Below are 23,397 nucleotides of genomic sequence, written 5' to 3' on the forward strand. Positions count from 1 at the left end.
CTTTTTATCTTATTGATTTTACTGAGTGTGATTGATATTTATCCAGCCAGCGGCTATTCTCACCTGGTGAATATCACTAAGGAGTGGTTAATTTCATCATGGCTGAATATAAAGATAATTTGCTTGGCGAGGCCAACAGCTTCCTGGAAGTGCTTGAACAGGTATCGCGCCTCGCGCCACTGAATAAACCGGTGCTGATTATCGGTGAGCGCGGAACGGGTAAAGAACTTATCGCTAACCGCCTGCACTTTCTGTCTGGCCGCTGGGACGGCCCTTTTATTTCCCTTAACTGCGCGGCGCTGAATGAAAACCTGCTCGACACCGAGCTGTTTGGTCATGAAGCTGGCGCCTTCACCGGCGCACAAAAACGCCATCCCGGACGCTTTGAGCGCGCCGATGGCGGAACGCTCTTTCTCGACGAGCTGGCGACCGCGCCGATGCTGGTGCAGGAAAAACTGCTGCGCGTCATTGAGTACGGTGAACTGGAACGCGTTGGCGGCAGTCAGCCCCTCCAGGTCAACGTTCGCCTGGTATGCGCCACCAACGCCGACCTGCCCGCGATGGTGGCTGAGGACAAATTCCGCGCCGACCTGCTGGACAGGCTGGCTTTCGATGTTGTACAGCTGCCGCCGCTGCGGGAGCGGCGCAGCGATATCATGCTGCTGGCCGATCAGTTTGCCATTCAGATGTGCCGGGAACTGGGTCTGCCTCTCTTTCCGGGCTTCAGCGAACGGGCCACCGGGACCCTGCTCGGTTACCACTGGCCGGGCAATATTCGTGAACTGAAAAACGTGGTGGAACGGTCCGTTTACCGGCATGGCAGCAGCGAGACCGAACTGGACAACATTATTCTCGATCCTTTTCGGCGCGAGGAGAAACAGCTCCCTGCTCCGGCGACGCGCCAGCAGGCTCCGGCGTTGCCGCTCGATTTACGCCACTTCCAGCATCAGCAGGAGCAACAGTTGCTTGAGCAGAGCCTGAAAGAGGCGAAATATAATCAGAAACGGGCAGCTGAACTGCTGGGCCTGACCTACCATCAGTTAAGGGCATTGCTCAAAAAACATCAAATGCGCTGACATTATCAGCACTTACCCCCAGACATTTTTACGAAGCAGGCGTAAGTGCGATACACTTTGCAGATCGAATCTAAAAACCTTAAAAACTATGCGCCTGGTTTTATCGTCCCTGTTTGCACTCGGTCTGTTCAGCAATCTGGCCTTTGCTGCGCCCGATCGCGCTGTGCCTCCTGATATCCGTGATAGTGGTTTCGTCTACTGCGTCAGCGGGCAAGTTGATATTTTTAATCCGCAAAAAGCGGGGAGCGGCCTGATTGTCGATACGCTGGCCGCACAGCTCTACGATCGCCTGCTCGACGTCGATCCTTATACCTATCGGCTGGTTCCGGAGCTTGCTGAAAGTTGGGAAGTGCTTGATAACGGTGCCACATACCGCTTTCGTCTACGCGATGATGTCGCATTTCAGCACACCCCGTGGTTTACCCCAACCCGTAAGCTCAACGCGGATGACGTGGTTTTCACCTTCCAGCGCATATTCAACCGCAATCATCCGTGGCATAACGTTAATGGCGGGAACTTCCCCTATTTCGACAGTCTGCAATTCGCGGACTCGGTCAAAAGCGTTCGCAAACTGGATAACCGTACGGTTGAGTTTCGTCTGAATCGCCCGGATGCCTCCTTCCTCTGGCATCTGGCGACGCACTACGCCTCGGTCATGTCAGCCGAATACGCGGATCAGCTGACGAAAAAGGATCGTCAGGAACGTCTCGATCGTGAGCCTGTAGGCACCGGTCCGTTCCAGTTAGCAGAGTACCGCGCCGGACAATACATTCGCCTGCAACGCCACGATCGTTTCTGGCGCGGCAAGCCGCTGATGCCGCAGGTTATTGTTGATCTGGGTTCAGGTGGAACAGGCCGACTCTCCAAACTGCTGACCGGCGAGTGCGACGTGCTTGCCTGGCCTGCGGCCAGCCAGTTGACCATTTTGCGCGACGACCCACGCCTGCGCCTGACCCTGCGCCCGGGCATGAACATCGCTTATCTGGCGTTTAACACCGATAAGCCGCCGCTAAATAATCCGGCCGTGCGCCATGCGCTGGCGTTAGCGATCAACAACCAGCGTCTGATGCAGTCGATTTACTACGGTACCGCGGAAACCGCCGCCTCTATTCTTCCGCGCGCCTCCTGGGCCTATGACGGCGAGGCGAAGATTACGGAATATAATCCGGCGAAAGCGCGCGAACAGCTTAAAGCGCTGGGGGCAGAAAACCTGACGCTACAGCTGTGGGTGCCCACCAGCTCTCAGGCGTGGAACCCCAGCCCGCTGAAAACGGCTGAGCTGTTGCAGGCTGATATGGCGCAGGTGGGCGTTAAGGTGATCATCGTGCCTGTCGAAGGCCGTTTCCAGGAGGCGCGTCTGATGGACATGAATCACGACTTAACGCTGGCTGGCTGGTCCACCGACAGTAACGACCCGGACAGCTTCTTCCGTCCGCTGCTGAGCTGTGCGGCAATCAACTCCCAGACCAACTACGCCCACTGGTGTAACCGGGAATTTGATGCCGTGCTGCAAAAAGCGCTGGCGTCTCAACAGCTTGCCTCACGCATTGAGGCCTACGATGAAGCGCAAAATATTCTGGCCAGAGAACTTCCCGTGTTGCCGCTTGCCTCTTCCCTGCGCCTCCAGGCCTACCGTTACGATATTAAAGGGCTGGTACTCAGCCCGTTTGGTAACGCCTCCTTCGCGGGCGTGACCCGTGAGAAAGAACAAGAGGTGAAGAAACCATGATTATATTTACCTTGCGTCGGCTACTGTTACTGCTGGTGACCCTGTTCTTCCTGACCTTTGTCGGCTTTAGCCTGAGCTACTTTACGCCGCACGCCCCGCTTCAGGGCTCATCTCTCTGGGACGCCTGGCTGTTCTGGTTTAATGGCCTGCTGCACTGGGATTTTGGCGTGTCCAGCATCAACGGACAGCTCATCTCCGAACAGCTGAAAGTGGTTTTCCCGGCCACCATGGAGCTGTGTATACTCGCCTTTGGCTTTGCCCTCATGGTGGGGATCCCGGTGGGAATGCTGGCGGGAATTTATCGTAATAAATGGCAGGATAAATTTATTAGCGCGCTTGCCTTAATTGGCTTTTCCATCCCTGTTTTCTGGCTGGCGCTGCTGCTTACCCTCTTCTTCTCACTGACGTTAGGCTGGCTGCCGGTATCTGGCCGTTTTGACCTGCTGTATAACGTGCAAACGGTTAGCGGCTTCGCCATCGTTGACGCCTGGCTTTCTGATTCAGTCTGGCGCGACGAAATGATCGTGAGTGCGCTGCGCCACATGGTGCTGCCGGTGCTTACGCTGGCCGTCGCGCCGACGACCGAGGTGATCCGCCTGATGCGCATCAGCACTATCGACGTCTTCGATCAAAACTATGTGAAAGCCGCCGCCACGCGCGGACTGTCTCGCCTGACGATTTTACGTCGCCATGTGCTGCACAATGCGTTGCCCCCCGTAATCCCACGTCTTGGGCTGCAATTCTCAACCATGCTGACGCTGGCGATGATCACCGAGATGGTTTTCAGCTGGCCGGGCCTTGGGCGCTGGATGATCAATGCCATTCGCCAGCAGGATTATGCGGCGATCTCCGCCGGCGTGATGGTGATTGGCTCGCTGGTCATTATTGTTAACGTTATTTCCGATATTTTGGGTGCCATGGCCAACCCATTGAAGCATAAGGAATGGTATGCCTTACGATAACGTCTACAGCGAAAAGCGCACGCCCGGTGCGCTACGCACCGTGTGGCGTAATTTTTACGGCGACACCACGGCGATGATCGGCTTTTACGGCTGCATTGGCCTCGTGTTGCTGTGCGTTTTGGGTTCGTGGTTTGCGCCGTATGGCATCGATCAGCAGTTCCTTGGCTATCAGCTTTTACCGCCGTCGTGGTCGCGCTACGGGGAGGTTTCGTTCTTCCTGGGGACTGACGATCTCGGACGCGACGTGCTAAGTCGTTTGCTGAGCGGCGCCGCACCTACGGTGGGCGGCGCGTTCGTGGTCACCCTGGCTGCCGCGATCTGCGGCCTGGCGCTGGGCATTTTTGCCGGCTCAACCCACGGGCTGCGGTCGGCCGTGCTTAACCATATTCTTGATACCCTGCTCTCTATTCCTTCGCTGCTGCTGGCGATTATCGTCGTGGCCTTCGCGGGGCCGCACCTCACCCATGCGATGTTCGCCGTCTGGCTGGCCATTCTGCCGCGCATGGTGCGCTCGGTTTACAGCCTGGTTCACGACGAGCTGGAGAAAGAGTATGTCGTCGCCGCCCGTCTGGATGGCGCCACCACGTTTAATATTTTGTGGTTTGCCGTGCTGCCTAACATTGCCGCCGGGCTGGTGACGGAGATCACCCGCGCCCTGTCGATGGCGATTCTGGATATCGCAGCGCTGGGCTTCCTGGACCTTGGCGCGCAGCTCCCTTCCCCGGAATGGGGCGCTATGCTTGGCGATGCGCTGGAGCTGATTTACGTTGCGCCGTGGACGGTCATGCTGCCGGGCGCGGCCATCATGGTGAGCGTGCTGCTCGTTAACCTGCTGGGCGACGGGATCCGCCGCGCAATCAATGCGGGGGTGCAATAATGCCGTTACTCGATATCCGCAACCTCACGATCGAAATTAAAACGGGCGAAGGCTGGGTCAAGGCCGTGGATCGCATCAGTATTACGCTCGCAGAGGGCGAAATCCGCGGGCTGGTGGGCGAATCGGGTTCAGGGAAAAGTCTGATCGCCAAGGCCATTTGCGGCGTGGCGAAGGACAACTGGCGGGTGACCGCCGATCGTATGCGCTTCGACGACATCGATCTGTTGCGTCTCTCCCCGCGCGAACGCCGTAAACTGGTGGGCCATAACGTCTCGATGATTTTCCAGGAGCCTCAATCCTGTCTCGATCCGTCCGAGCGCGTCGGGAAACAGCTGATGCAGAACATCCCCGGGTGGACCTATAAAGGCCGCTGGTGGCAGCGTTTCGGCTGGCGTAAACGCCGTGCCATTGAGCTGTTGCACCGTGTCGGGATCAAAGACCATAAAGACGCGATGCGCAGTTTCCCCTACGAACTGACCGACGGTGAATGCCAGAAAGTGATGATTGCCATCGCCCTGGCGAATCAGCCGCGTCTGCTGATTGCGGACGAACCAACGAACGCGATGGAGCCAACCACCCAGGCCCAGATTTTCCGCCTGCTCACGCGTCTGAACCAGAATAACAACACCACCATTTTGCTGATCAGCCACGACCTGCAAATGCTGAGCAAATGGGCGGATAAAATTGATGTAATGTATTGCGGCCAGACGGTAGAAACCGCGCCAAGCGAAGACCTGGTGACGACGCCGCATCATCCCTACACGCAGGCGCTGATCAGGGCGATCCCGGACTTTGGCAGCGCGATGCCGCACAAAAGCCGGCTGAATACACTGCCTGGCGCGATACCGCTGCTGGAATCGCTGCCCATTGGCTGCCGTCTGGGTCCGCGTTGCCCGTATGCTCAGCGCAAATGCATTGAAACACCGCGCCTGACAGGGCCGAAAAACCATCTGTTTGCCTGTCATTTCCCGCTGAACATGGAGAGAGAGTGAAATGGTCGAAACCTTACTGGAAGTACGTAACCTGAGTAAGACCTTTCGCTATCGCACCGGCCTGTTTCACCGTCAGACCGTCGAGGCTGTTAAACCGCTGAGCTTTACGCTGCGCGAAAAGCAGACGCTGGCGATTATCGGTGAAAACGGCTCGGGCAAATCGACCCTGGCAAAAATGCTCGCGGGTATGGTCGAGCCGAGCGGCGGTGAAATACTGATTGACGATCATCCTCTGGAATTTGGGGACTACTCTTTTCGCAGTCAGCGCATCCGGATGATTTTTCAGGATCCGTCGACGTCCCTGAACCCGCGTCAGCGTATTTCCCAGATCCTGGATTTCCCGCTGCGGTTGAATACCGACCTGGAGCCGGAAGCGCGTCGCAAACGGATTGTCGAAACCCTGCGTCTGGTAGGCCTCCTGCCCGACCATGTCAGCTATTACCCGCACATGCTGGCCCCGGGCCAAAAACAGCGTCTCGGTCTGGCCCGCGCGCTGATCCTGCGCCCGAAGGTCATCATCGCCGACGAAGCGCTGGCGTCGCTGGATATGTCGATGCGTTCGCAGCTCATTAACCTGATGCTGGAGTTACAGGAAAAGCAGGGGATCTCGTATATTTACGTGACTCAGCATCTGGGCATGATGAAGCACATAAGCGACCAGGTGCTGGTGATGCACCAGGGAGAAGTTGTCGAGCGCGGCAGTACCGCTGACGTACTGGCCTCCCCGCTCCATGACCTGACGAAACGCCTGATTGCCGGACACTTTGGTGAAGCGTTGACGGCGGACGCGTGGCGTAAAGATCGTTAGCCGCTGCGTAACCCGCTTGCCAGCAGAGTAAACACCTCTATGGCATGCGGGAGAGTCTTCTGCGGTTCATCACTCGCGGCAATCAGCAGAGCCGCATTCAGAGCAGCGCCATTCAGCAGATGGGCTGCGACTCTGGCATCCATCTTTTTGATTACGTTGCACTCCATCATTTTTTCGATGGTCTGACGGGTCGACTCAAGGCAGCTGTTCTGGCTGGGCCATTGCGCCGGGTCGCCCAGAACAGCCGGACCGTCAAGAAGGACGATACGCTGAACTTCAGGAACGAGCGCCATTTTGATATAGGCGATGCCCTCCGCCAGCAGTCGCTCCCAGTCATCTTCGGCGGCGGCGGCAATCGCTTTTGCGTTTGCTGCCATTTCGCTGTCTATCTGCGCGACCACCGCCGCCAGTAATCCCTTCTTATCGTTGAAATTATGATATAGCGCGCCGCGTGTTAACCCCACGCTTGCCGTGAGTTCATCCATTGACGCTGCGGCATAGCCTTTTTCAGCAAACGCCTTCCGCGCCGCCTGAATCATTTTCTCGCGATTTTCCTGGGCCGTTTCAGCGCGACGTTTTGTAGCCATGGGACTTCCTTAATTAAGCGATAACTATAATTTGACATACGCGACGTATGTGAATTACATTTTTCACATACATCGCGTATGTTACTTCTACCGCGTAAGCACAACAATACCTCTGACAGAAAAGGAAAAGCCATGCCTTCACGTGATCCCGTCTTCCCGGCTAACCGACATGCCCTCTATGAAGAGCATGGCTATTCAGCTGCAATCCGCTCTGGCGATCTGTTATTTGTTTCCGGTCAGGTTGGCAGCCGCAGCGATGGCACACCTGAACCCGACTTTCCCGCTCAGGTGCAGCTGGCGTTCGATAATTTACGGGCGATCCTGGCAGCCGCGGGATGTACTTTTGACGATCTGATTGATGTCACGACGTTTCATACCGATCCTGAAAACCAGTTTCCCGTCATCATGGAGGCGAAAAAACTGGCATTTCCGCACGCTCCTTACCCAAACTGGACAGCAATAGGCGTTAACTGGCTTGCGGGTTTTGATTTCGAAATTAAGGTTATCGCCAGGATCCCTACGCCCGCGAATTAACATCTGGCAGCAAACTGATTTACCGTTAAACTATCACTGACGCACAAATGAAAGACAGCATCAGTAACTATATTCTCTCCTGGGTAGAAGAAAATAACTTTACTATTTTACACATTGATGATTTGGTTGCAGATATTGGATACAGCAGAAGAACCATCGAAACATGGTTTAAAGAGAAGTATCGGCTCTCTCTAGGTGAGTATATTCTCCGACGGAGGTTAAGCCGTGCCGCCATTATGCTGAGAATGACGTCGATTCCGGTGACGGATATTGCGTATTTATTCCATTACCAGAGCAGCCAGGGATTCTCCAGAGCCTTTAAAAAAATGATGGGGCTGACACCCTCTGAGTACAGATGTGCCAGAGGGTGGAATTTTGACATCTTACAGCCCTCTTTTTTATTAAGCGAACTGGAAACGCCTGAGCTCGAGGTCTGCTTTCTAGATGAAACGTTTGTCTATACGCATGAAATTATCGAGCACGATCATCTTTTTGATACCTCGGTGCATGATATTACTAAAAAAATCAAAAAGCTCCTGACAGAAAACCGCCATGATATCGATAAAATTATTCTGATGCCCCGCCGCCCCGAGTTAGGCAAAAGCCGATCGTATCTGGTCGAGGTATTAATATCGTACGCTTTACAAAGCGACACGGTGACAAATAAAAAATCCCGCGTTGTGCGTGGGAGATACGCAAGAATGCCCTTTAGCGGTAGCTGGGAAAGCTACAGCGCGTTTAACAAGATTGGCTTCGTTAAGGCGATGGTAAATAAACGCCTGACGTTGCGCGACGGTATTTACCTGATGAAAATTAATGCGTACAGCGATGAGCGTGTCGATTTTGATGTTTTCATCCCCATCCTGTAACCTCAGCTGCATTCCGCCTGTCTGGTAACGATTCTGTTTTTACCGTTGTGCTTAGCCTCATACAACGCCTCGTCCACGTCACGCATAATATCATTGCTGTTGACGTTATTCTGAATGGCTGAGCACACGCCGATACTTAATGTGACCTTTACCGGGAGAGCATAATGGTAGCCCGGCCCGGTGCGCTGTTGAACGTTCTGGCGAATACGTTCCGCGACGGCAATAGCCTGCTTACCGTCGGTATCCGGCAGCAGAAGACCAAATTCCTCGCCTCCCAGTCGGGCAAAGATGTCGTTATCGCGAATGCTGTCTTTGATAATATCCACGACCGCCAGAATCACGCGATCCCCCACAAGATGGCCCCAGTTATCGTTAATCGACTTAAAGTTGTCGATGTCCAGCATCATGATGCTGGCCCCCTTTTCTGTCCTGAGCGAGCGGATCCGCGGAAGTGCCTCGTAAAAATATTTACGGTTGTAGATCTGAGTAAGCGGATCGCGATCAACCCGATCGCCGAAAATTTTCAACAGGTTAAAGACATGGAACATTAAGGTACAAATCACAAATAATTTACTGAGGACCTCTACTGCCCGGCTGATATACCAGAGCGACAGATTGTAGGTATCAAGCAGTAAGAGGAAAAAATTGTAAACGATGGCGGAAAGGCAGACCACAATAATACTGTTCCAGATCCCGGACGCCAGGCGTGTCACTGAAATCATATAACAAAGTAAAGCCGACCAGAGCAGGATCAGAACGTTTACGTACCTGATATCCCAGACAGGATGATGATGTTCATCTTCGTATGCTGCAATCGTTAATGTCCAGGCCGGATGGTAGCTGCTGAGATAATGGGCCAGCATCGGAAACATAACCAGTGACATCATTAATGCTAACGTCATGCTGATCTTATTTCGGAATCTGAGCGTAGATCGTATCGTGATTTTCTCCACACGGACCGCCAGCGCCAGTAATACGATAAAGCTCAGCTGCCGGAAAAAATAGAATACCGCCGTATCGTTGGTTTTTGCCGCCTGGGTAAAACCAGCATGCTCCGGAAGCTGAATAACAATGATCGTCTCAATAAAATAAACCAGCCCACTAAGAAATGCCAGGCTCAGAATGAATAATGAAAAACGCGTTCGGTCGGAGGCATACAGCATCTGGATAAAAATAAAGATAATGGTATCCAGAAAGAACAGCGCAATCATGACGATCAAATAGGTGGTCATAGGCACCCTGAAACCAGGATTATCATTCACGCAAAAGGAGTTCACCGCGATCATAAGTGCGAAAAGCACCGCACCTGACAGCATGATCAGTTTTTCGGCCAACGTAATATTTTTCATCTTCCTTCTTACCGCACACAGATAAAGACGCAAAATGGCATAGCCGTTATCAACCCTCGCGCAATTTTAAAGCGTTTAAAGGGCTAAACGGATCATTTTGCGCAAAAGGCGCTGGACACATCAGCATGAGGGCGGCGTCACGGTGCCCGCTGGTTGGATGAGGCGAACCCCGCGTGCGGTGATATACTGCTGGGATACACACGAAACAGCCTGATGAAGAGTCAGTTCAACCTCTTCCGTGAGCCCATTCACGGCGCAGGAGCAAGAAATATCGTGACACAAGGGGCTGTGAGTGGGCTATAATTTCGAGCTAATTTCGAATGATTTTGAAATACTGCCTGTAACGCTATGAATTACAAGGCAAAATAAGCAATGAATATAAGGATTAAAGCTATGGGTTTTCTTTCCGGTAAGCGCATTCTGGTGACTGGCGTTGCCAGCAAACTGTCCATCGCATACGGCATCGCACAGGCAATGCATCGCGAAGGCGCTGAGCTGGCGTTCACCTACCAGAACGACAAGCTGAAAGGCCGTGTTGAAGAATTTGCCGCGCAGCTGGGTTCCAGCATTGTTCTGGAATGTGACGTTGCACAAGACGAAAGCATTGATGGCATGTTTGCTGAACTGGCAAAAGCATGGCCGAAATTCGACGGTTTTGTTCACTCCATCGGCTTCGCTCCTGGCGACCAGCTGGACGGCGACTACGTGAACGCGGTTACCCGTGATGGCTTCAAAATCGCCCACGACATCAGCTCCTACAGCTTCGTTGCAATGGCAAAATCCTGCCGCGCGATGCTGAACCCGGGCGCAGCCCTGCTGACTCTGTCCTACCTCGGCGCAGAACGTGCTATCCCTAACTACAACGTTATGGGTCTGGCGAAAGCGTCTCTGGAAGCCAACGTGCGCTACATGGCGAACGCGATGGGTCCTGAAGGCGTGCGTGTTAACGCTATTTCTGCGGGTCCAATCCGTACCCTGGCCGCTTCCGGTATCAAAGATTTCCGTAAAATGCTGGCACACTGCGAAGCGGTTACCCCGATTCGTCGTACCGTTACCATCGAAGATGTGGGTAACTCTGCGGCATTCCTGTGCTCTGACCTTTCCGCGGGCATCTCCGGCGAAGTGGTTCACGTTGACGGCGGCTTCAACATCGCTGCAATGAACGAGCTGGAAATCAAATAAGCTTGTCACTCTCTTCCCGCCAGGGAAGAGAGTTTCCTCCCGCCCCGCCCCTCGTTATTCCGTTCAGCTATTTGTTATCACCTAACAATATTTTTCCCCTCATCCGCCTTACGCCAGGATATTGATCGCCATTTTGAGATCAAGGAACGCCCATGGAACAACGCCGTTTTTCCGGCAAAGGCCACTGGTATCATGAAACCCAGTCGAATCATTCGCAGACGGACGTTCTGCCGCTGGTGCCCGAAGCCGCTAACGTCGACGACCGTTTTTTGCTCGATCTAGCCCTGCCCGATGACATTCTCGCAAGCTGTGCTTGTTGGCTTACGCCTGCCCGAACCCTCTGTCATCTTTTGTTCCCGCTTGATACTCCCGTGAACCGTCTGCATACGCTCAGCGCCTACGACAGGCTGAGCACGGCATTAACGGTTGCCCAGGCGTGTGGCGTTCAGCGGCTCTGTAACCACTACGCTGCTCTGCTCGCCCCTCTTCCGGGGCCGGACTCCTCCCGGGAAAGCAATCGACGCCTTGCAGAAATTACCCAGTATGCCCGCCAGTTAGCCAGCTCACCCGATGTCATCGATGATAAAGCCCAAAACCAGCTTGATGAGGTTGGACTCACAACGTATGACATTGTGCTCATCAACCAGATCATCGGCTTTGTCGGTTTTCAGGCGCGAGTGGTCGCGGTATTTCAGGCATTGCTTGGCCATCCGGTACGCTGGCTGCCCGGGCATCACATTCAGCCCCATACGCTGCCGGTCAGCTTCAGCAGATGGACCGCCACCCTACCCGCGGTTGAGCTAAAATATGCCAGTGCGCTTCAGCTTGAGGCGCTCTCACGCTGGCAGGCGGAACCGGCGCTTGAAGCGCTTACTCCTGTGCTGTGTCATGAGCCGATGCTGCTTGATCTGACGGGCGAAATTCTGCTTAACCATCCGCGAAGTGAAGGCCCCGCGTCTTCGATGCTCTCAGCCGCTCGTGCGCTGCTTGTCGCCTCTCCGGATCGCTTTAGCGCCGCCCAGTTAACGCCCCTGACCGGGTCAGGTCTCTCGCCAGAGAAGGCCATCAACCTGCTTACCCGAGATGCATTTTATGGCTGGCTGGACCGTCTGCGCGTGGCGCTCGGCAAAGAGGAATAACCATACTCTTTACCTAAAGAGCGCTTGCTGTAGCAGTGAGATTCGCGTAAAACTGTCAGCCGCTCAATGGCTACGAAAATAGAACATTATGTTTCAGGACAACCCGCTGCTAGCGCAGCTTAAACAGCAACTGCATTCCCAGACGCCGCGTGCAGAAGGGGTCGTAAAAGCCACGGAAAAGGGCTTTGGCTTTCTTGAAGTTGACGGGCAGAAGAGCTACTTCATTCCGCCTCCTCAGATGAAGAAAGTGATGCATGGCGACCGCATTTCGGCTGTTATTCATACCGAAAAGGAACGAGAGTCTGCCGAGCCGGAAGCACTGATCGAACCTTTCCTGACCCGCTTTGTCGGGAAAGTGCATAAAAAAGACGATCGTCTTTCTGTCGTGCCGGACCATCCTCTCCTGAAAGATGCTATTCCGTGCCGCGCCGCGCGTGGCGTTGAGCATGATTTTGTTGAGGGTGACTGGGCGGTTGCTGAGATGCGCCGTCATCCTTTAAAAGGCGATCGCGGTTTTTACGCCGAGCTTACCCAATACATTACCTTCGGCGACGACCATTTCGTCCCATGGTGGGTGACGCTGGCGCGCCACAATCTCGAAAAAGAAGCGCCTGATGGCGTGGCGACTGAAATGCAGGACGAAGGTCTGGAACGTCGCGATCTGACGGCGCTGGACTTTGTCACCATTGACAGCGCCAGCACCGAGGATATGGACGATGCGCTGTATGCCGAAGAGACAGCCGATGGCAAACTGCATCTGACCGTCGCCATTGCCGACCCTACCGCATGGATTGTCGAAGGCAGCAAGCTGGACGAGATGGCCAAAGTGCGTTCGTTCACCAACTACCTGCCGGGCTTTAACATTCCGATGCTGCCGCGTGAACTCTCCGACGATCTTTGCTCGCTGCGTGCGCATGAAGTGCGTCCGGTGCTAGCCTGTCGGATGACCATTGCGGCTGACGGTACCATTGAAGAAGATATTGAATTCTTCGCCGCCACCATCGAATCCAAAGCCAAGCTGGCCTATGACGACGTGTCCGACTGGCTGGAGAACACGGGCAGCTGGAAACCCGAGTCCGACAACATTGCCGCACAAATTCGTCTGCTGCACCGCGTCTGCCTGAGCCGCAGCGAATGGCGTCAAACTCACGCGCTGGTCTTCAAAGATCGTCCGGACTACCGTTTTGTGCTGGGTGAAAAAGGTGAAGTACTGAATATCGTCGCTGAGCCGCGCCGTATTGCCAACCGCATCGTTGAAGAAGCGATGATTTCCGCCAACATTTGTGCTGCACGCGTGCTGCGCGACAAATTAGGCTTTGGCATTTACAACGTGCACACCGGGTTTGATCCGGCGAACACTGAAGCGCTGGCTGCCCTGCTGAAAACCCATGACGTACACGTCGATCCTGAGGAAGTGCTGACCCTGCAAGGTTTCTGCAAACTGCGCCGCGAGCTGGACGCACAGCCGTCAGGGTTCCTCGACAGCCGTATTCGCCGCTTCCAGTCCTTTGCGGAAATCAGCACCGAGCCAGGCCCGCACTTCGGCCTTGGCCTCGAGGCTTACGCGACCTGGACCTCCCCGATCCGTAAGTACGGCGACATGGTTAACCATCGTCTGCTGAAAGCGATCATCAAAGGGGAATCAGTTGCCCGCCCACAGGATGATACGACATTGCAGATGGCAGAACGTCGCCGTCTCAACCGTATGGCGGAGCGTGATGTCGGCGACTGGTTGTACGCGCGCTTCCTGAATGATAAGGCAGGGACTGACACCCGTTTCCCGGCTGAAATCATTGACATCAGCCGCGGCGGTATGCGCGTTCGTCTGGTGGATAATGGCGCCGTTGCCTTTATTCCTGCCCCGTTCCTGCATGCCGTTCGCGACGAATTGGTTTGTAGCCAGGAAAACGGGACCGTGCAAATTAAAGGCGAAACGGTTTACAAGGTCACTGACGTGATTGATGTCACCATCGCTGAAGTGCGCATGGAAACCCGCAGTATTATCGCGCGCCCTGTCGCCTGATAACCGCGTAAACTTCCGGCCGTTCCGTTAAGGGGTGGCCGGGAGTTCTCTCCAATATTATCTCCCGCAAAATCATCGTTTTTTCTCACACTTTTCTGTTTCCCATCGCCACATTTCGCCAGAATTATCTACAGTAAAAGAGAGCCGTCATTGTCGACTGCAAATGAATAATTTGTGCGCTACTCAGCAGCCGCGGGAGAAAACGTGATGGACGATCTGGAGCAGAATTTGCTGTTTCGTTACATGGGTACGCATAGCCCCTGGTGGCGACTGACAGCAGACAGCAATGCTCTGCATCTTGCTGCCAGTGAAAGCGCTGACATCATTCAGGTGGTGGCGCTGGATGATGAGCAGGCCGCGCTGATCCGCCAGCTCACCGTGATCACCTCCAGTATTGCCATGACCCTGCCCTTGTACGGTGTGGACGTTCCCGTTCATCTTGTCGGCCGTAAAATTAACAAAAATGAGTGGGCAGGAACGGCATCAGCCTGGAACGATACCCCTTCCGTGGCGCGCGACCTGGCGCAGGGGCTCTCCTTCGCCGAACAGGTGGTTTCCGAGGCTAACTCCGTGATTGTGATCCTCGATCAGAACGGGAATATTCAGCGCTTCAACCGTTTAAGTGAAGAATATACGGGCCTGAAGGAACAGGAAGTTATCGGGCAAAACGTGTTCAAACTGTTTATGAGCCGCAGCGAAGCCGCGGCCTCCAAACGCAACATCACCGGCTTTTTTCGTAACGGCAGCTCGTACGAGGTTGAACGCTGGATCAAGACCCGCAAGGGGCAGCGCCTGTTTCTCTTCAGAAATAAATTTGTTCACAGCGGCAGCGGGAAAAATGAAATTTTCCTCATCTGTTCAGGTACCGACATAACCGAAGAGCGTCGGGCCCAGGAGCGCCTGCGCGTACTCGCCAATACGGATACGATTACCGGTTTGCCTAACCGAAACGCCATCCATGAGCTGATCTCTGATGCCATCACCGCTCGGGGTGACACCCAGGTAGGCGTGGTTTATCTCGATCTGGATAACTTTAAAAAAGTGAACGATGCCTATGGGCATATGTTTGGCGACCAGCTGCTACAGGCCGTTGCGCTGGCGATCCTGAGCTGCCTGGACGAAGGACAAACCCTGGCGCGCCTGGGTGGGGATGAGTTTATCGTGCTAGCCACCGATACCTCGCAGGGCGCGCTGGAAGCCATGGCATCGCGCATACTGACCCGACTTCGTCAGCCTTTCCGCATCGGGCTGATAGAGGTTTACACCGGCTGCTCGCTGGGCATCGCGCTTGCGCCCCAGCACGGTAACGATCGCGAAAGCGTCATTCGTAATGCCGACACCGCCATGTACACCGCCAAAGAAAATGGCCGGGGCAAATTCTGCGTCTTCTCGCCAGAGATGAACCAGCGCGTATTTGAATACCTGTGGCTGGATACCAACCTGCGTAAAGCGCTGGATAACGATCAGCTGTTAATCCACTACCAGCCCAAAATAACCTGGCGCGGCGAAGTCAGAAGTCTGGAGGCGCTGGTGCGCTGGCAGTCCCCAGAGCGTGGCCTGATCCCGCCGATGGAATTTATCTCCTATGCTGAGGAGTCAGGGCTGATTGTGCCCCTGGGCCGCTGGGTTATGCTCGATGTGGTGCGCCAGGTGGCAAAATGGCGCGACAAGGGTATCAACCTTCGCGTCGCGGTCAACGTCTCCGCCCGTCAGCTGGCGGACCAGACCATCTTCAGCGACCTGAAGCAGGCGCTGAAAGACCTGAGTTTTGAATACTGCCCGATTGACGTGGAATTGACCGAAAGCTGTCTCATTGAAAATGAAGAGCTGGCCCTGTCAGTGATCCAGCAGTTTAGCCGCCTGGGAGCGCAAATTCACCTAGATGACTTTGGTACGGGGTACTCTTCCCTGTCGCAGCTGGCGCGCTTCCCTATCGATGCCATTAAGCTTGACCAGGCTTTCGTGCGGGACATCCATAAGCAGTCCATTTCACAGTCGCTGGTGCGTGCGATAGTCGCCGTGGCGCAGGCGTTAAATTTGCAGGTCATTGCTGAAGGGGTGGAAAGTGCAAAAGAAGACGCCTTTCTGACGAAGAATGGCGTCAACGAACGGCAGGGTTATCTTTTTGCTAAGCCCATGCCCGCTGCCGCATTCGAGCGATGGCTAAAGCGCTATCAGGCCAGAAATGTCCGTTAGCTGGCTTTGCGTAAGCCCGTCGCCTGATGGCGATTTTGCAGCATAACCAGCCGCTCCATGTAGGCGATATCCTTCGGTTCAAGGCAGAAGGCGGCATCAACCCAATCCTCAGTAATGTCCATCAGCTCGCTTCGCGGAAGTGGCAGCACGCGCGTACGCGCACGCAGCATGGCCCTTACGCCGTTGAGCTTCGGCTGTAGCGTGTCGATAAACGTCCGCACCGAAACATAGCTCTGTAACGGCTCGAATAAGAGATCCACAAGACCATGCTGCTCATACCATTCCGCCGTATGCGTCTCACCTTTGTAGATCAGCGCCTCCGCCATTTTCATGCCGGCACGACGCGCCACCAGTGAATAGCCGCCCATGCCCGGGAACAGATTGAACGCGATTTCCGGAAAGCCTAATCGGGCATCGCGCTGGGCCAGAATGAAATGATGCGCCAGCGCGGCTTCAAACCCGCCCCCTAAAGCGCTTCCTTCCACCATAGCCAGCGTGACAGCACCGGTATCAAACCCTCGCGAGGCGGCATGAACGCAGTCCACACAGGCCCGGGCATAGGCGCGTAACGCTTCGCGTCGGTTGTTTTTGATGCACTCAACGAAGAACTGTAAATCACCGCCGGTATTGTAGATGTCAGGGACCAGCGATCCGGTGACCCAAAAATCAACGACAAATCCGGACTGTCGAACCAGCCAGGAGAGATTCATGATCTCCTCGATCAGCGCATGATTGAAGCAAGGCCGTGGCGTGGCACGTAACATCATCCACACCGTACGCCGTTCGGCCTCATAATAAGCCGCCAGTTGAGTGAATCGTTCAGCATCAGTAAACAATGTGCAGGTTGTCTGGTTGATAACTGTCATAGTCGAATTCCTCTTATAAAAAAGCGCGTTGCGCGCAGTTTTAGACTAATCCACCCCTACAACCCGCAGCATACGGGGGCCAAATTTATCACTTTCATTTATGAACTTTGGTTATTGCATTTTTTACCTTCTCTTTTGAATCAATTTTCTGCATCATTGATAATATTAACTTTTCGCTTCAGGGTGAGCTTATGTCTAACATTGATGCAACAGCCGTGGCACAGCGTATTGATACTGTGCTGGATATTCTTGTCGCAGGCGATTATCACTCTGCTATCCGTAACCTTGAAATCCTCAAGTCTGAACTGCTGGCTGAGAACGGCGCTGATAACGCTCCAGAATCCACTCAACCTAAAGCCCCGTGGGAAGTGTAGCCACGTCGTTTCCGCCCTTGCCTTTTAAATGGATGCTATGAATTCCCGACAACAAATCATTTTGCAGATGGTGATCGATCAGGGACGCGTAAGCGTGGTCGATCTCGCTAAAGCCACCGGCGTTTCTGAAGTCACCATTCGTCAGGATCTGAATCTGCTGGAAAAACAGAGCTACCTGCGGCGTGCGCACGGATATGCCGTTCCACTGGACAGCGACGACGTCGAAACCCGCATGATGAACAATTATGCGCTCAAGCGGGAGCTGGCGGAGTTTGCTGCATCCTTAGTGAATAACGGTGAGACCGTCTTTATTGAAAATGGCAGCAGTAATGCCCTTCTGGCGCGCACGCTCGCCGATCAAAAAGACGTTACCATCATCACCGTAAGCAGCTATATCGCCCATCTGTTGAAGGAAACTCAGTGCGAGGTGATACTGCTGGGCGGCATTTACCAGAAGAAAAGCGAAAGCATGGTGGGGCCATTAACGCGTCAATATGTTCAGCAGGTTCACTTCAGTAAGGCATTCATTGGTATTGACGGCTGGCAGCCCGACACCGGCTTTACCGGTCGCGACATGATGCGTACAGACGTGGTTAACGCAGTGCTCGCCAAAGAGTGTGAAGCGATAGTGCTGACCGACAGCTCTAAGTTTGGCGCCGTACACCCTTATACGATGGGTCCGGCTTCACGCTTCAGCCGTGTGATTACGGATGAGCGTTTGCGCGATGAATATCGCCAGCAATTAGAACAAGACGGCCTGACTGTCGATATCGTGAAAAAAACGGCCTGATTATCCTGCTGCGCCCGAATAATGGGCGCACTTAAACCTTTCTCTGAGAGTATTCTGACCCTGCCTTTAAGAGTTTTTACCTGTTGAAACCGTTCTAAACACGTAAAATTAATATTAGCGATATAACAGGAAGTGACTATCACCTGCGTGATGATGAAACACCTGCGCGACCAGCTTTCACGGGAACAGAATTTAAGTATGGATATTGTCTATACTTAAAGTGCATTCCTTTCCGTGAATCGATAATTCAGGAGAAAGTATTATGACCTTTACCAGCAAAAAATTAGCCGCCGCTGTTCTGGCAATCACTGTAGCAATGTCCCTGAGCGCTTGCTCTAACTGGTCTAAACGTGACCGTAACACCGCGATTGGTGCCGGTGCTGGTGCGCTTGGTGGTGCAGTATTAACGGATGGTAGTACGCTGGGTACATTAGGTGGTGCTGCCGTAGGTGGTGTTATCGGTCACCAGGTGGGCAAATAATCACCATAACGGCTCTCACCGGTATAATAATATATTTTGTATTTTCAGGTCTGACTTACGCACGTAAAAAAAAGAGCCACGGCAATGTCCGTGGCTCATTTATTTTAGCCGCCCGCCAGTTTAACTTTCATTCCTTTGGCTTCCAGCAGCGTTTTAATTAAATCCCGTTTATCACCCTGAATCTCAATAATGCCGTCTTTTACTGCCCCACCGCATCCGCACTTCTTTTTAAGTTCAGCGGCGAGCTTTACCAGGTCTGCATCATCCAGATCAATGCCAGTGACAAGGCAAACCCCTTTACCTTTCCTGCCGCTGGTCTGGCGCTGAATTCGCACGATACCATCGCCTTTTGGACGTTCAGCTTTCTCTTTTGGCTCTTCAATGCGCCCGGTATCCGTTGAATAGACCAGACGACTGTTGGCGTCACGCATTATGCCCCCTTTTTCAGTGATGCATTAATCGCTTTCAGGGTCTCTGCCGGATGAGCGGATTGCGTCACCGGGCGACCAATCACCATATAGTCTACACCCGCGCTCAGCGCCTGCTCTGGCGTCATGATGCGTCGCTGATCCCCAGACTCGCTGCCTGCCGGACGGATGCCTGGCGTTACCAGTTTAAAGTCGCGGCCTAGCTCAGCTTTGAAGCGAACCGCCTCCTGAGCCGAACAGACCACGCCATCGAGACCACACTGTTGCGTGAGGCGCGCCAGACGCTCCGCGTGTTCGGCAGGTGACAACGTCACACCCAGGTCGCGCAGGTCGGATTCATCCATACTGGTCAGCACGGTGACGGCGATCAGAAGCGGAGCGTCATTGCCAAACGGCACCAGCGCTTCGCGCGCAGCCGTCATCATGCGTGCCCCGCCGGATGCATGAACGTTAACCATCCACACGCCCAGTTCAGCCGCCGCAGCTACGGCGTGCGCAGTGGTATTTGGAATATCATGGAATTTCAGGTCGAGGAAAACGTCGAAGCCACGCTGGTGCAGATCGCGGACGATTTGTGGGCCGAACAGCGTAAACATCTCTTTGCCTACTTTCAGACGGCAATCGCGGGGATCAATGCCATCAACAAAGGCCAGTGCGGCGTCACGGTTATTGTAATCCAGAGCAACAACTACGGGAGAATCGGTAACTACGCGGGAAGTGGAGGATGTAACAGACGTCATGACCAGCCCTTTTCGTCTATGGGCGCGCAGCGGCGCGGAACAGATAAACGGCGTGCATTCTACCTGCCCTCGGGGTAAATGAACAGAATCGAATGATTTTCCTGCCGAACCCCAGACCGCACGGTGCTGACGAAATTACCACAACAATTAGTATGTTGTAACTAAAAAGCGGTGTTTTAAAAAATCACTGTCCGTCCAGACCTCGGATTGGCTTAATGGTGGACCACGCCCGGCAGGAAGGGCAATGCCAGTAAAGCGAATAGGCGGTGAAGCCGCATTTCTGGCAGCGATAGCGCGGTTTGCTCCGCACCTGTTCACCCACCATGTCTCGCAGCACCATCAGGCTCTCTTTAGCGCGCCCTTCTTCTGCGTCATTAAGGTGGTAATCCATCAGCTTATGGAATACCCGCATGGTAGGATGACGCTGCAACTGACGGGTAATGTATACTTGGGCGGTATCACTCCCTTCGTGCTCTTCAACGACGTCGGACAGCATCAGCTCGGCTGTGGCACCGGTGTTTTCTTCAACGCAGCGACGCAGAAACGCAACCCACTCGTCCTGCTTACCTAACTGCTGATAGCAGGTTTGCAGCATTTCCAGCGTTTCGCTGACCAGCTCTTTGTCCTGATCGATAACGCGAAGCAGGCTCTCCACGGCTTTGGCGTAATCACCGTTAGCCATAAAGACCCGCCCCATCATGATCGAGATGCGCGCGCTGTTGCGATCGGCCGCAGCGCCTTTCTTTAACAATGCCATGGCTTTATCCATGTCATCGCTACCCATCTGCTGGAGAGCCAGCTCGCAATAGAAGTGGGCAATTTCGACGCGTTGTTTGTCTTTACCGAGTTTGACCAGCCGTTCGGCGGTATCAATCGCTTTTTGCCAGTCGCTGGTGGCCTGGTAGATTTGCAGAAGCTGCTGAAGCGCACCGATACGGAAGTCCGTCTCATCCACCAGCTGAGAGAACATATCCTCGGCGCGATCGTAAAGCCCCGCGGCCATGTAATCCCGCCCAAGCTGCTGCACGGCCAGCAACCGTTGCTCATAGGTCAACGAAGCGCTTTCCATCAGGGTCTGGTGGATACGAATGGCACGGTCAACCTCTCCGCGCGAGCGGAACAGGTTTCCCAGGGTGAGATGCGCCTCTACGGTGCCGGTATCCTCTTTGAGCATGTCGAGGAACAGATCCACCGCTTTATCCTGCTGATTGCTCAGCAGGAAGTTCACCCCCGCTACGTAGTCACGGGAGAGTCGGTTTGCTTCATCCTGTTTTGTTTGTTGCGCGCTTCTGCGGCCCATATACCAGCCATAGGCTGCGGCGACAGGCAAAAGCAGAAACAACAACTCCAGCATATTCGATTATTCCTTGACTACCGGCACACCAGAGCTCGCCGGAATGTCAGACGCAGGCGTAAGTTGATGTTCAAGTCGTTTAATTTTACGTTCAGCGCGAACAAGAGAAACACGAACCTTAAGCCAGAACAGGCCGCATACAAGCCAGCCGATGACAAAACCCGCCGCGAATAACACCGCCAGCAGGCTCGACACCCGGTACTCGCCCTGCGCCAGCAGATAGTTAAAACTTACCTGTTGATCGTTTTGCGCGCCCAATGTGACTGAAATGACAAAAATCGCCAACACCAGTAAGAAAATGAGTAAATATTTCACATGACTTCCCGTTATGTGGTTCGAGCGTATAAAGCGTGTTCAACTCACTGCAATCAGCCTTATAAGCTACCATTTTAGTGGCGGGCGCGAAATGGAAAAAGTAACGCGCCCTACATGGATTTATGGTCAAAATGCGGAATATCAACCTTCAGGTTCCGCCAGACTCCCTTTCGGCTATTTCTTCCTTCTCTTCCGGCGGCGGCGTCAATGGTCCACAAAAACGTTGTGCAAGCCAGGTCGCCAGCGTCACCAGTACCCACGAGATCAGCGTTGCCACCACCAAATCACGCGGCCAGTGCATCCCCAGCAGCATCCGGCTGCCCATTACGCCTGTCGCCCAGACCAGCAAAATCGCAATCGTGAGGGTACGCCGACGCGGCCACAGCAGTCCCACGCCAAGTAGCGCCCAGCTGGCAGCAAACATCGTATGCCCGGAAGGAAACGCAAAGCCGGTCTCTTTTTGCCAGTGTTTGCGTAAAAAGGTCGGGATATCCTGCTGTTCTGCAAGCTGCTCCTTTACCAACGCACCGCGATCTTTACGCTTTAAATTGTAGAACTCATCCACCGGAACATGATGCGTTTTTTCCAGCCAGACGACGAAAGGACGGGGTTCCTGCACGCGATCCTTGACCCACGACTTCACCCCCTGCCCGATAAGTATGGCGCCGCCGAGAATAGCGAACAGTACCAGCGCCGCGCGAAGGCGAAAGCGCAGGCACCACAGGAACCAGCCACAGAGCAGCACGTGCGTAATAATCCCCCACGGCTGGGTGACCGTCTCGGTTATCCAGTATAAGGCTTTCAGCCACGTCTCGTTTTGTCCGGGCTGCCACATCCAGCCGGAGAACCAAACGACCAGGGGTATAACGAGCAATACGGCGGCTCCTGCGGCCGTTCGTCTGGCAATTGAAAGCATGTCCTCTCCTTTTTCACTAAGCACCACAATCATAACTGAATTTCATCATTCTGGTGGATATGTCGGATTGTGCGTTTAACGTTTGTAAAGCGTGGTGGTGATTAGGTGAAGTTGCCGGGCTTGTGGCAAAATAGTCCGATACAGAAAGCATAATGGGGCAAAGGCACGAAACGTGTCAGCCTGGTCTGGAGAATCACATGCAGCTTAAACGTGTGGCAGAAGCCAAACTGCCAACCCCATGGGGCGATTTCCTGATGGTGGGTTTTGAAGAACTGGCAACCGGGCAAGATCACGTCGCCCTGGTGTTCGGCGACATTTCGGGGCAAACGCCGGTGCTGTCCCGCGTTCATTCAGAGTGTCTGACCGGTGACGCGCTGTTCAGCCTGCGCTGCGACTGCGGTTTTCAGCTTGAAGCCGCCCTTTCTCATATCGCAGAGGAAGGACGTGGCGTTCTGCTGTATCACCGTCAGGAAGGACGCAATATTGGCCTGCTGAATAAAATCCGCGCCTACGCGTTGCAGGATCAGGGCTACGATACCGTCGAAGCGAACCATCAGCTCGGCTTTGCTGCTGACGAGCGCGATTTCACCCTGTGCGCGGATATGTTCAAGCTGCTGGGCGTGGACGAAGTGCGTCTGTTGACCAATAACCCGAAAAAAGTGGAAATCCTCACTGAAGCGGGCATCAATATTGTGGAACGCGTACCGCTGATTGTCGGCCGCAACCCGAAAAACGCGCACTACCTCGATACCAAAGCTGCCAAAATGGGGCATCTGCTGAGCGAGTAAACGCAAAACGCCCGGCACATGT

24 protein-coding genes are annotated in these 23,397 nt (G+C 54.0%); 16 read left to right on the forward strand and 8 right to left on the reverse strand.

The genetic code is table 11. The features are described from left to right. The first annotated feature begins 83 nt into the window (after positions 1–83). The 6 genes from pspF (at position 84) to sapF (ending at position 6,444) form a co-directional block, all read left to right on the forward strand. Positions 84–1,076 (forward strand): phage shock protein operon transcriptional activator, encoded by a 993-nt coding sequence (pspF, locus tag LOC22_RS00225; RefSeq protein ID WP_163375074.1) that lies wholly within the window; start codon positions 84–86, stop codon positions 1,074–1,076. Between the two features lie 88 nt (positions 1,077–1,164). After that, entirely contained in the window at positions 1,165–2,805 is a 1,641-nt protein-coding gene (sapA, locus tag LOC22_RS00230) for an ABC transporter substrate-binding protein SapA (protein WP_017383082.1), read from the forward strand. Next, entirely contained in the window at positions 2,802–3,767 is a 966-nt protein-coding gene (gene sapB / locus LOC22_RS00235) for a putrescine export ABC transporter permease SapB (RefSeq protein ID WP_017383081.1), read from the forward strand. The genes sapA and sapB overlap by 4 nt, the downstream gene beginning before the upstream one ends. Further along, positions 3,754–4,644 (forward strand): putrescine export ABC transporter permease SapC, encoded by an 891-nt coding sequence (gene sapC, locus LOC22_RS00240; protein ID WP_003856843.1) that lies wholly within the window; start codon positions 3,754–3,756, stop codon positions 4,642–4,644. The genes sapB and sapC overlap by 14 nt, the downstream gene beginning before the upstream one ends. Then, entirely contained in the window at positions 4,644–5,636 is a 993-nt protein-coding gene (gene sapD, locus LOC22_RS00245; protein WP_003856840.1) for a putrescine export ABC transporter ATP-binding protein SapD, read from the forward strand. Before sapC ends, sapD begins: the two co-directional genes overlap by 1 nt. 1 nt (position 5,637) lies before the next feature. Continuing rightward, positions 5,638–6,444, forward strand: coding sequence for a putrescine export ABC transporter ATP-binding protein SapF (gene sapF / locus LOC22_RS00250; RefSeq protein ID WP_003856838.1), 807 nt, complete (start codon positions 5,638–5,640; stop codon positions 6,442–6,444). On the opposite strand, the gene LOC22_RS00255 is transcribed toward sapF, so the two are convergent. Then, positions 6,441–7,031, reverse strand: coding sequence for a TetR/AcrR family transcriptional regulator (locus tag LOC22_RS00255; protein ID WP_015570397.1), 591 nt, complete (start codon positions 7,029–7,031; stop codon positions 6,441–6,443). The two genes, sapF and LOC22_RS00255, sit on opposite strands and share 4 nt — an antisense overlap. A gap of 132 nt (positions 7,032–7,163) precedes the next feature. Between LOC22_RS00255 and LOC22_RS00260 the strand changes: the two genes are divergently transcribed. Both LOC22_RS00260 and LOC22_RS00265 read left to right on the forward strand, forming a co-directional pair. Next, positions 7,164–7,565, forward strand: coding sequence for a RidA family protein (locus LOC22_RS00260; protein ID WP_023303828.1), 402 nt, complete (start codon positions 7,164–7,166; stop codon positions 7,563–7,565). A gap of 47 nt (positions 7,566–7,612) precedes the next feature. Beyond that, the gene (locus LOC22_RS00265) at positions 7,613–8,434 is read left to right on the forward strand and encodes a helix-turn-helix transcriptional regulator (protein WP_017693329.1); all 822 of its coding nucleotides are present in this window, start codon (positions 7,613–7,615) and stop codon (positions 8,432–8,434) included. Between the two features lie 2 nt (positions 8,435–8,436). Here LOC22_RS00265 and LOC22_RS00270 read toward each other — a convergent pair whose 3' ends face one another. After that, positions 8,437–9,816: a GGDEF domain-containing protein gene (locus tag LOC22_RS00270; protein ID WP_226867055.1), complete on the reverse strand. Its 1,380-nt coding sequence runs from the start codon at positions 9,814–9,816 to the stop codon at positions 8,437–8,439. Positions 9,817–10,176: 360 nt separating this feature from the next. Here LOC22_RS00270 and fabI point away from each other — a divergent pair, with 360 nt between their 5' ends. From fabI to pdeR, 4 genes are all read left to right on the forward strand, one after another. Further along, positions 10,177–10,965, forward strand: coding sequence for an enoyl-ACP reductase FabI (gene fabI, locus LOC22_RS00275; protein WP_003856831.1), 789 nt, complete (start codon positions 10,177–10,179; stop codon positions 10,963–10,965). 152 nt (positions 10,966–11,117) lie between these two features. Further along, the gene (locus tag LOC22_RS00280) at positions 11,118–12,104 is read left to right on the forward strand and encodes a CMD domain-containing protein (RefSeq protein WP_045338120.1); all 987 of its coding nucleotides are present in this window, start codon (positions 11,118–11,120) and stop codon (positions 12,102–12,104) included. Between the two features lie 88 nt (positions 12,105–12,192). After that, a complete protein-coding gene (locus LOC22_RS00285) occupies positions 12,193–14,127 on the forward strand; it encodes an exoribonuclease II (protein ID WP_045335015.1) in 1,935 nt (644 codons plus the stop codon). Between the two features lie 204 nt (positions 14,128–14,331). After that, entirely contained in the window at positions 14,332–16,323 is a 1,992-nt protein-coding gene (gene pdeR / locus LOC22_RS00290) for a cyclic di-GMP phosphodiesterase (protein ID WP_032103394.1), read from the forward strand. Here pdeR and LOC22_RS00295 read toward each other — a convergent pair. Then, entirely contained in the window at positions 16,320–17,189 is an 870-nt protein-coding gene (locus LOC22_RS00295; RefSeq protein ID WP_003856826.1) for a crotonase/enoyl-CoA hydratase family protein, read from the reverse strand. The two genes, pdeR and LOC22_RS00295, sit on opposite strands and share 4 nt — an antisense overlap. 191 nt (positions 17,190–17,380) lie before the next feature. On the opposite strand from LOC22_RS00295, the gene LOC22_RS00300 reads away from it, so the two are divergent. From LOC22_RS00300 to osmB, 3 genes are all read left to right on the forward strand, one after another. After that, the gene (locus tag LOC22_RS00300) at positions 17,381–17,563 is read left to right on the forward strand and encodes a hypothetical protein (protein ID WP_003856825.1); all 183 of its coding nucleotides are present in this window, start codon (positions 17,381–17,383) and stop codon (positions 17,561–17,563) included. 37 nt (positions 17,564–17,600) lie between these two features. Beyond that, positions 17,601–18,353, forward strand: coding sequence for a DNA-binding transcriptional regulator YciT (locus LOC22_RS00305; RefSeq protein WP_048247243.1), 753 nt, complete (start codon positions 17,601–17,603; stop codon positions 18,351–18,353). A 262-nt stretch (positions 18,354–18,615) separates the two neighbouring features. Continuing rightward, positions 18,616–18,834, forward strand: a complete 219-nt coding sequence (osmB, locus tag LOC22_RS00310; RefSeq protein WP_017384212.1) for an osmotically-inducible lipoprotein OsmB — start codon at positions 18,616–18,618, stop codon at positions 18,832–18,834. 104 nt (positions 18,835–18,938) lie between these two features. Here osmB and yciH read toward each other — a convergent pair whose 3' ends face one another. The 5 genes from yciH to pgpB form a co-directional block, all read right to left on the reverse strand. Beyond that, the gene (yciH, locus tag LOC22_RS00315) at positions 18,939–19,265 is read right to left on the reverse strand and encodes a stress response translation initiation inhibitor YciH (RefSeq protein ID WP_003856822.1); all 327 of its coding nucleotides are present in this window, start codon (positions 19,263–19,265) and stop codon (positions 18,939–18,941) included. Then, entirely contained in the window at positions 19,265–20,002 is a 738-nt protein-coding gene (pyrF, locus tag LOC22_RS00320; protein ID WP_058700665.1) for an orotidine-5'-phosphate decarboxylase, read from the reverse strand. Before pyrF ends, yciH begins: the two co-directional genes overlap by 1 nt. A gap of 184 nt (positions 20,003–20,186) precedes the next feature. After that, the gene (lapB, locus tag LOC22_RS00325; RefSeq protein WP_003856819.1) at positions 20,187–21,356 is read right to left on the reverse strand and encodes a lipopolysaccharide assembly protein LapB; all 1,170 of its coding nucleotides are present in this window, start codon (positions 21,354–21,356) and stop codon (positions 20,187–20,189) included. Between the two features lie 6 nt (positions 21,357–21,362). Further along, positions 21,363–21,671: a LapA family protein gene (locus tag LOC22_RS00330; protein ID WP_003856817.1), complete on the reverse strand. Its 309-nt coding sequence runs from the start codon at positions 21,669–21,671 to the stop codon at positions 21,363–21,365. 148 nt (positions 21,672–21,819) lie between these two features. Continuing rightward, on the reverse strand, positions 21,820–22,587 hold the full coding sequence (gene pgpB, locus LOC22_RS00335) for a phosphatidylglycerophosphatase B (protein ID WP_003856815.1): 768 nt from the start codon (positions 22,585–22,587) through the stop codon (positions 21,820–21,822). Positions 22,588–22,784: 197 nt separating this feature from the next. Between pgpB and ribA the strand changes: the two genes are divergently transcribed. After that, complete coding sequence (gene ribA / locus LOC22_RS00340) at positions 22,785–23,375, forward strand: GTP cyclohydrolase II (RefSeq protein WP_003856813.1); 591 nt, start codon at positions 22,785–22,787, stop codon at positions 23,373–23,375. Positions 23,376–23,397: the final 22 nt, after the last annotated feature.

Source organism: Enterobacter sp. AN-K1, from assembly GCF_020971765.1.
In the GTDB taxonomy this organism is placed as follows: domain Bacteria; phylum Pseudomonadota; class Gammaproteobacteria; order Enterobacterales; family Enterobacteriaceae; genus Enterobacter; species Enterobacter hormaechei_C.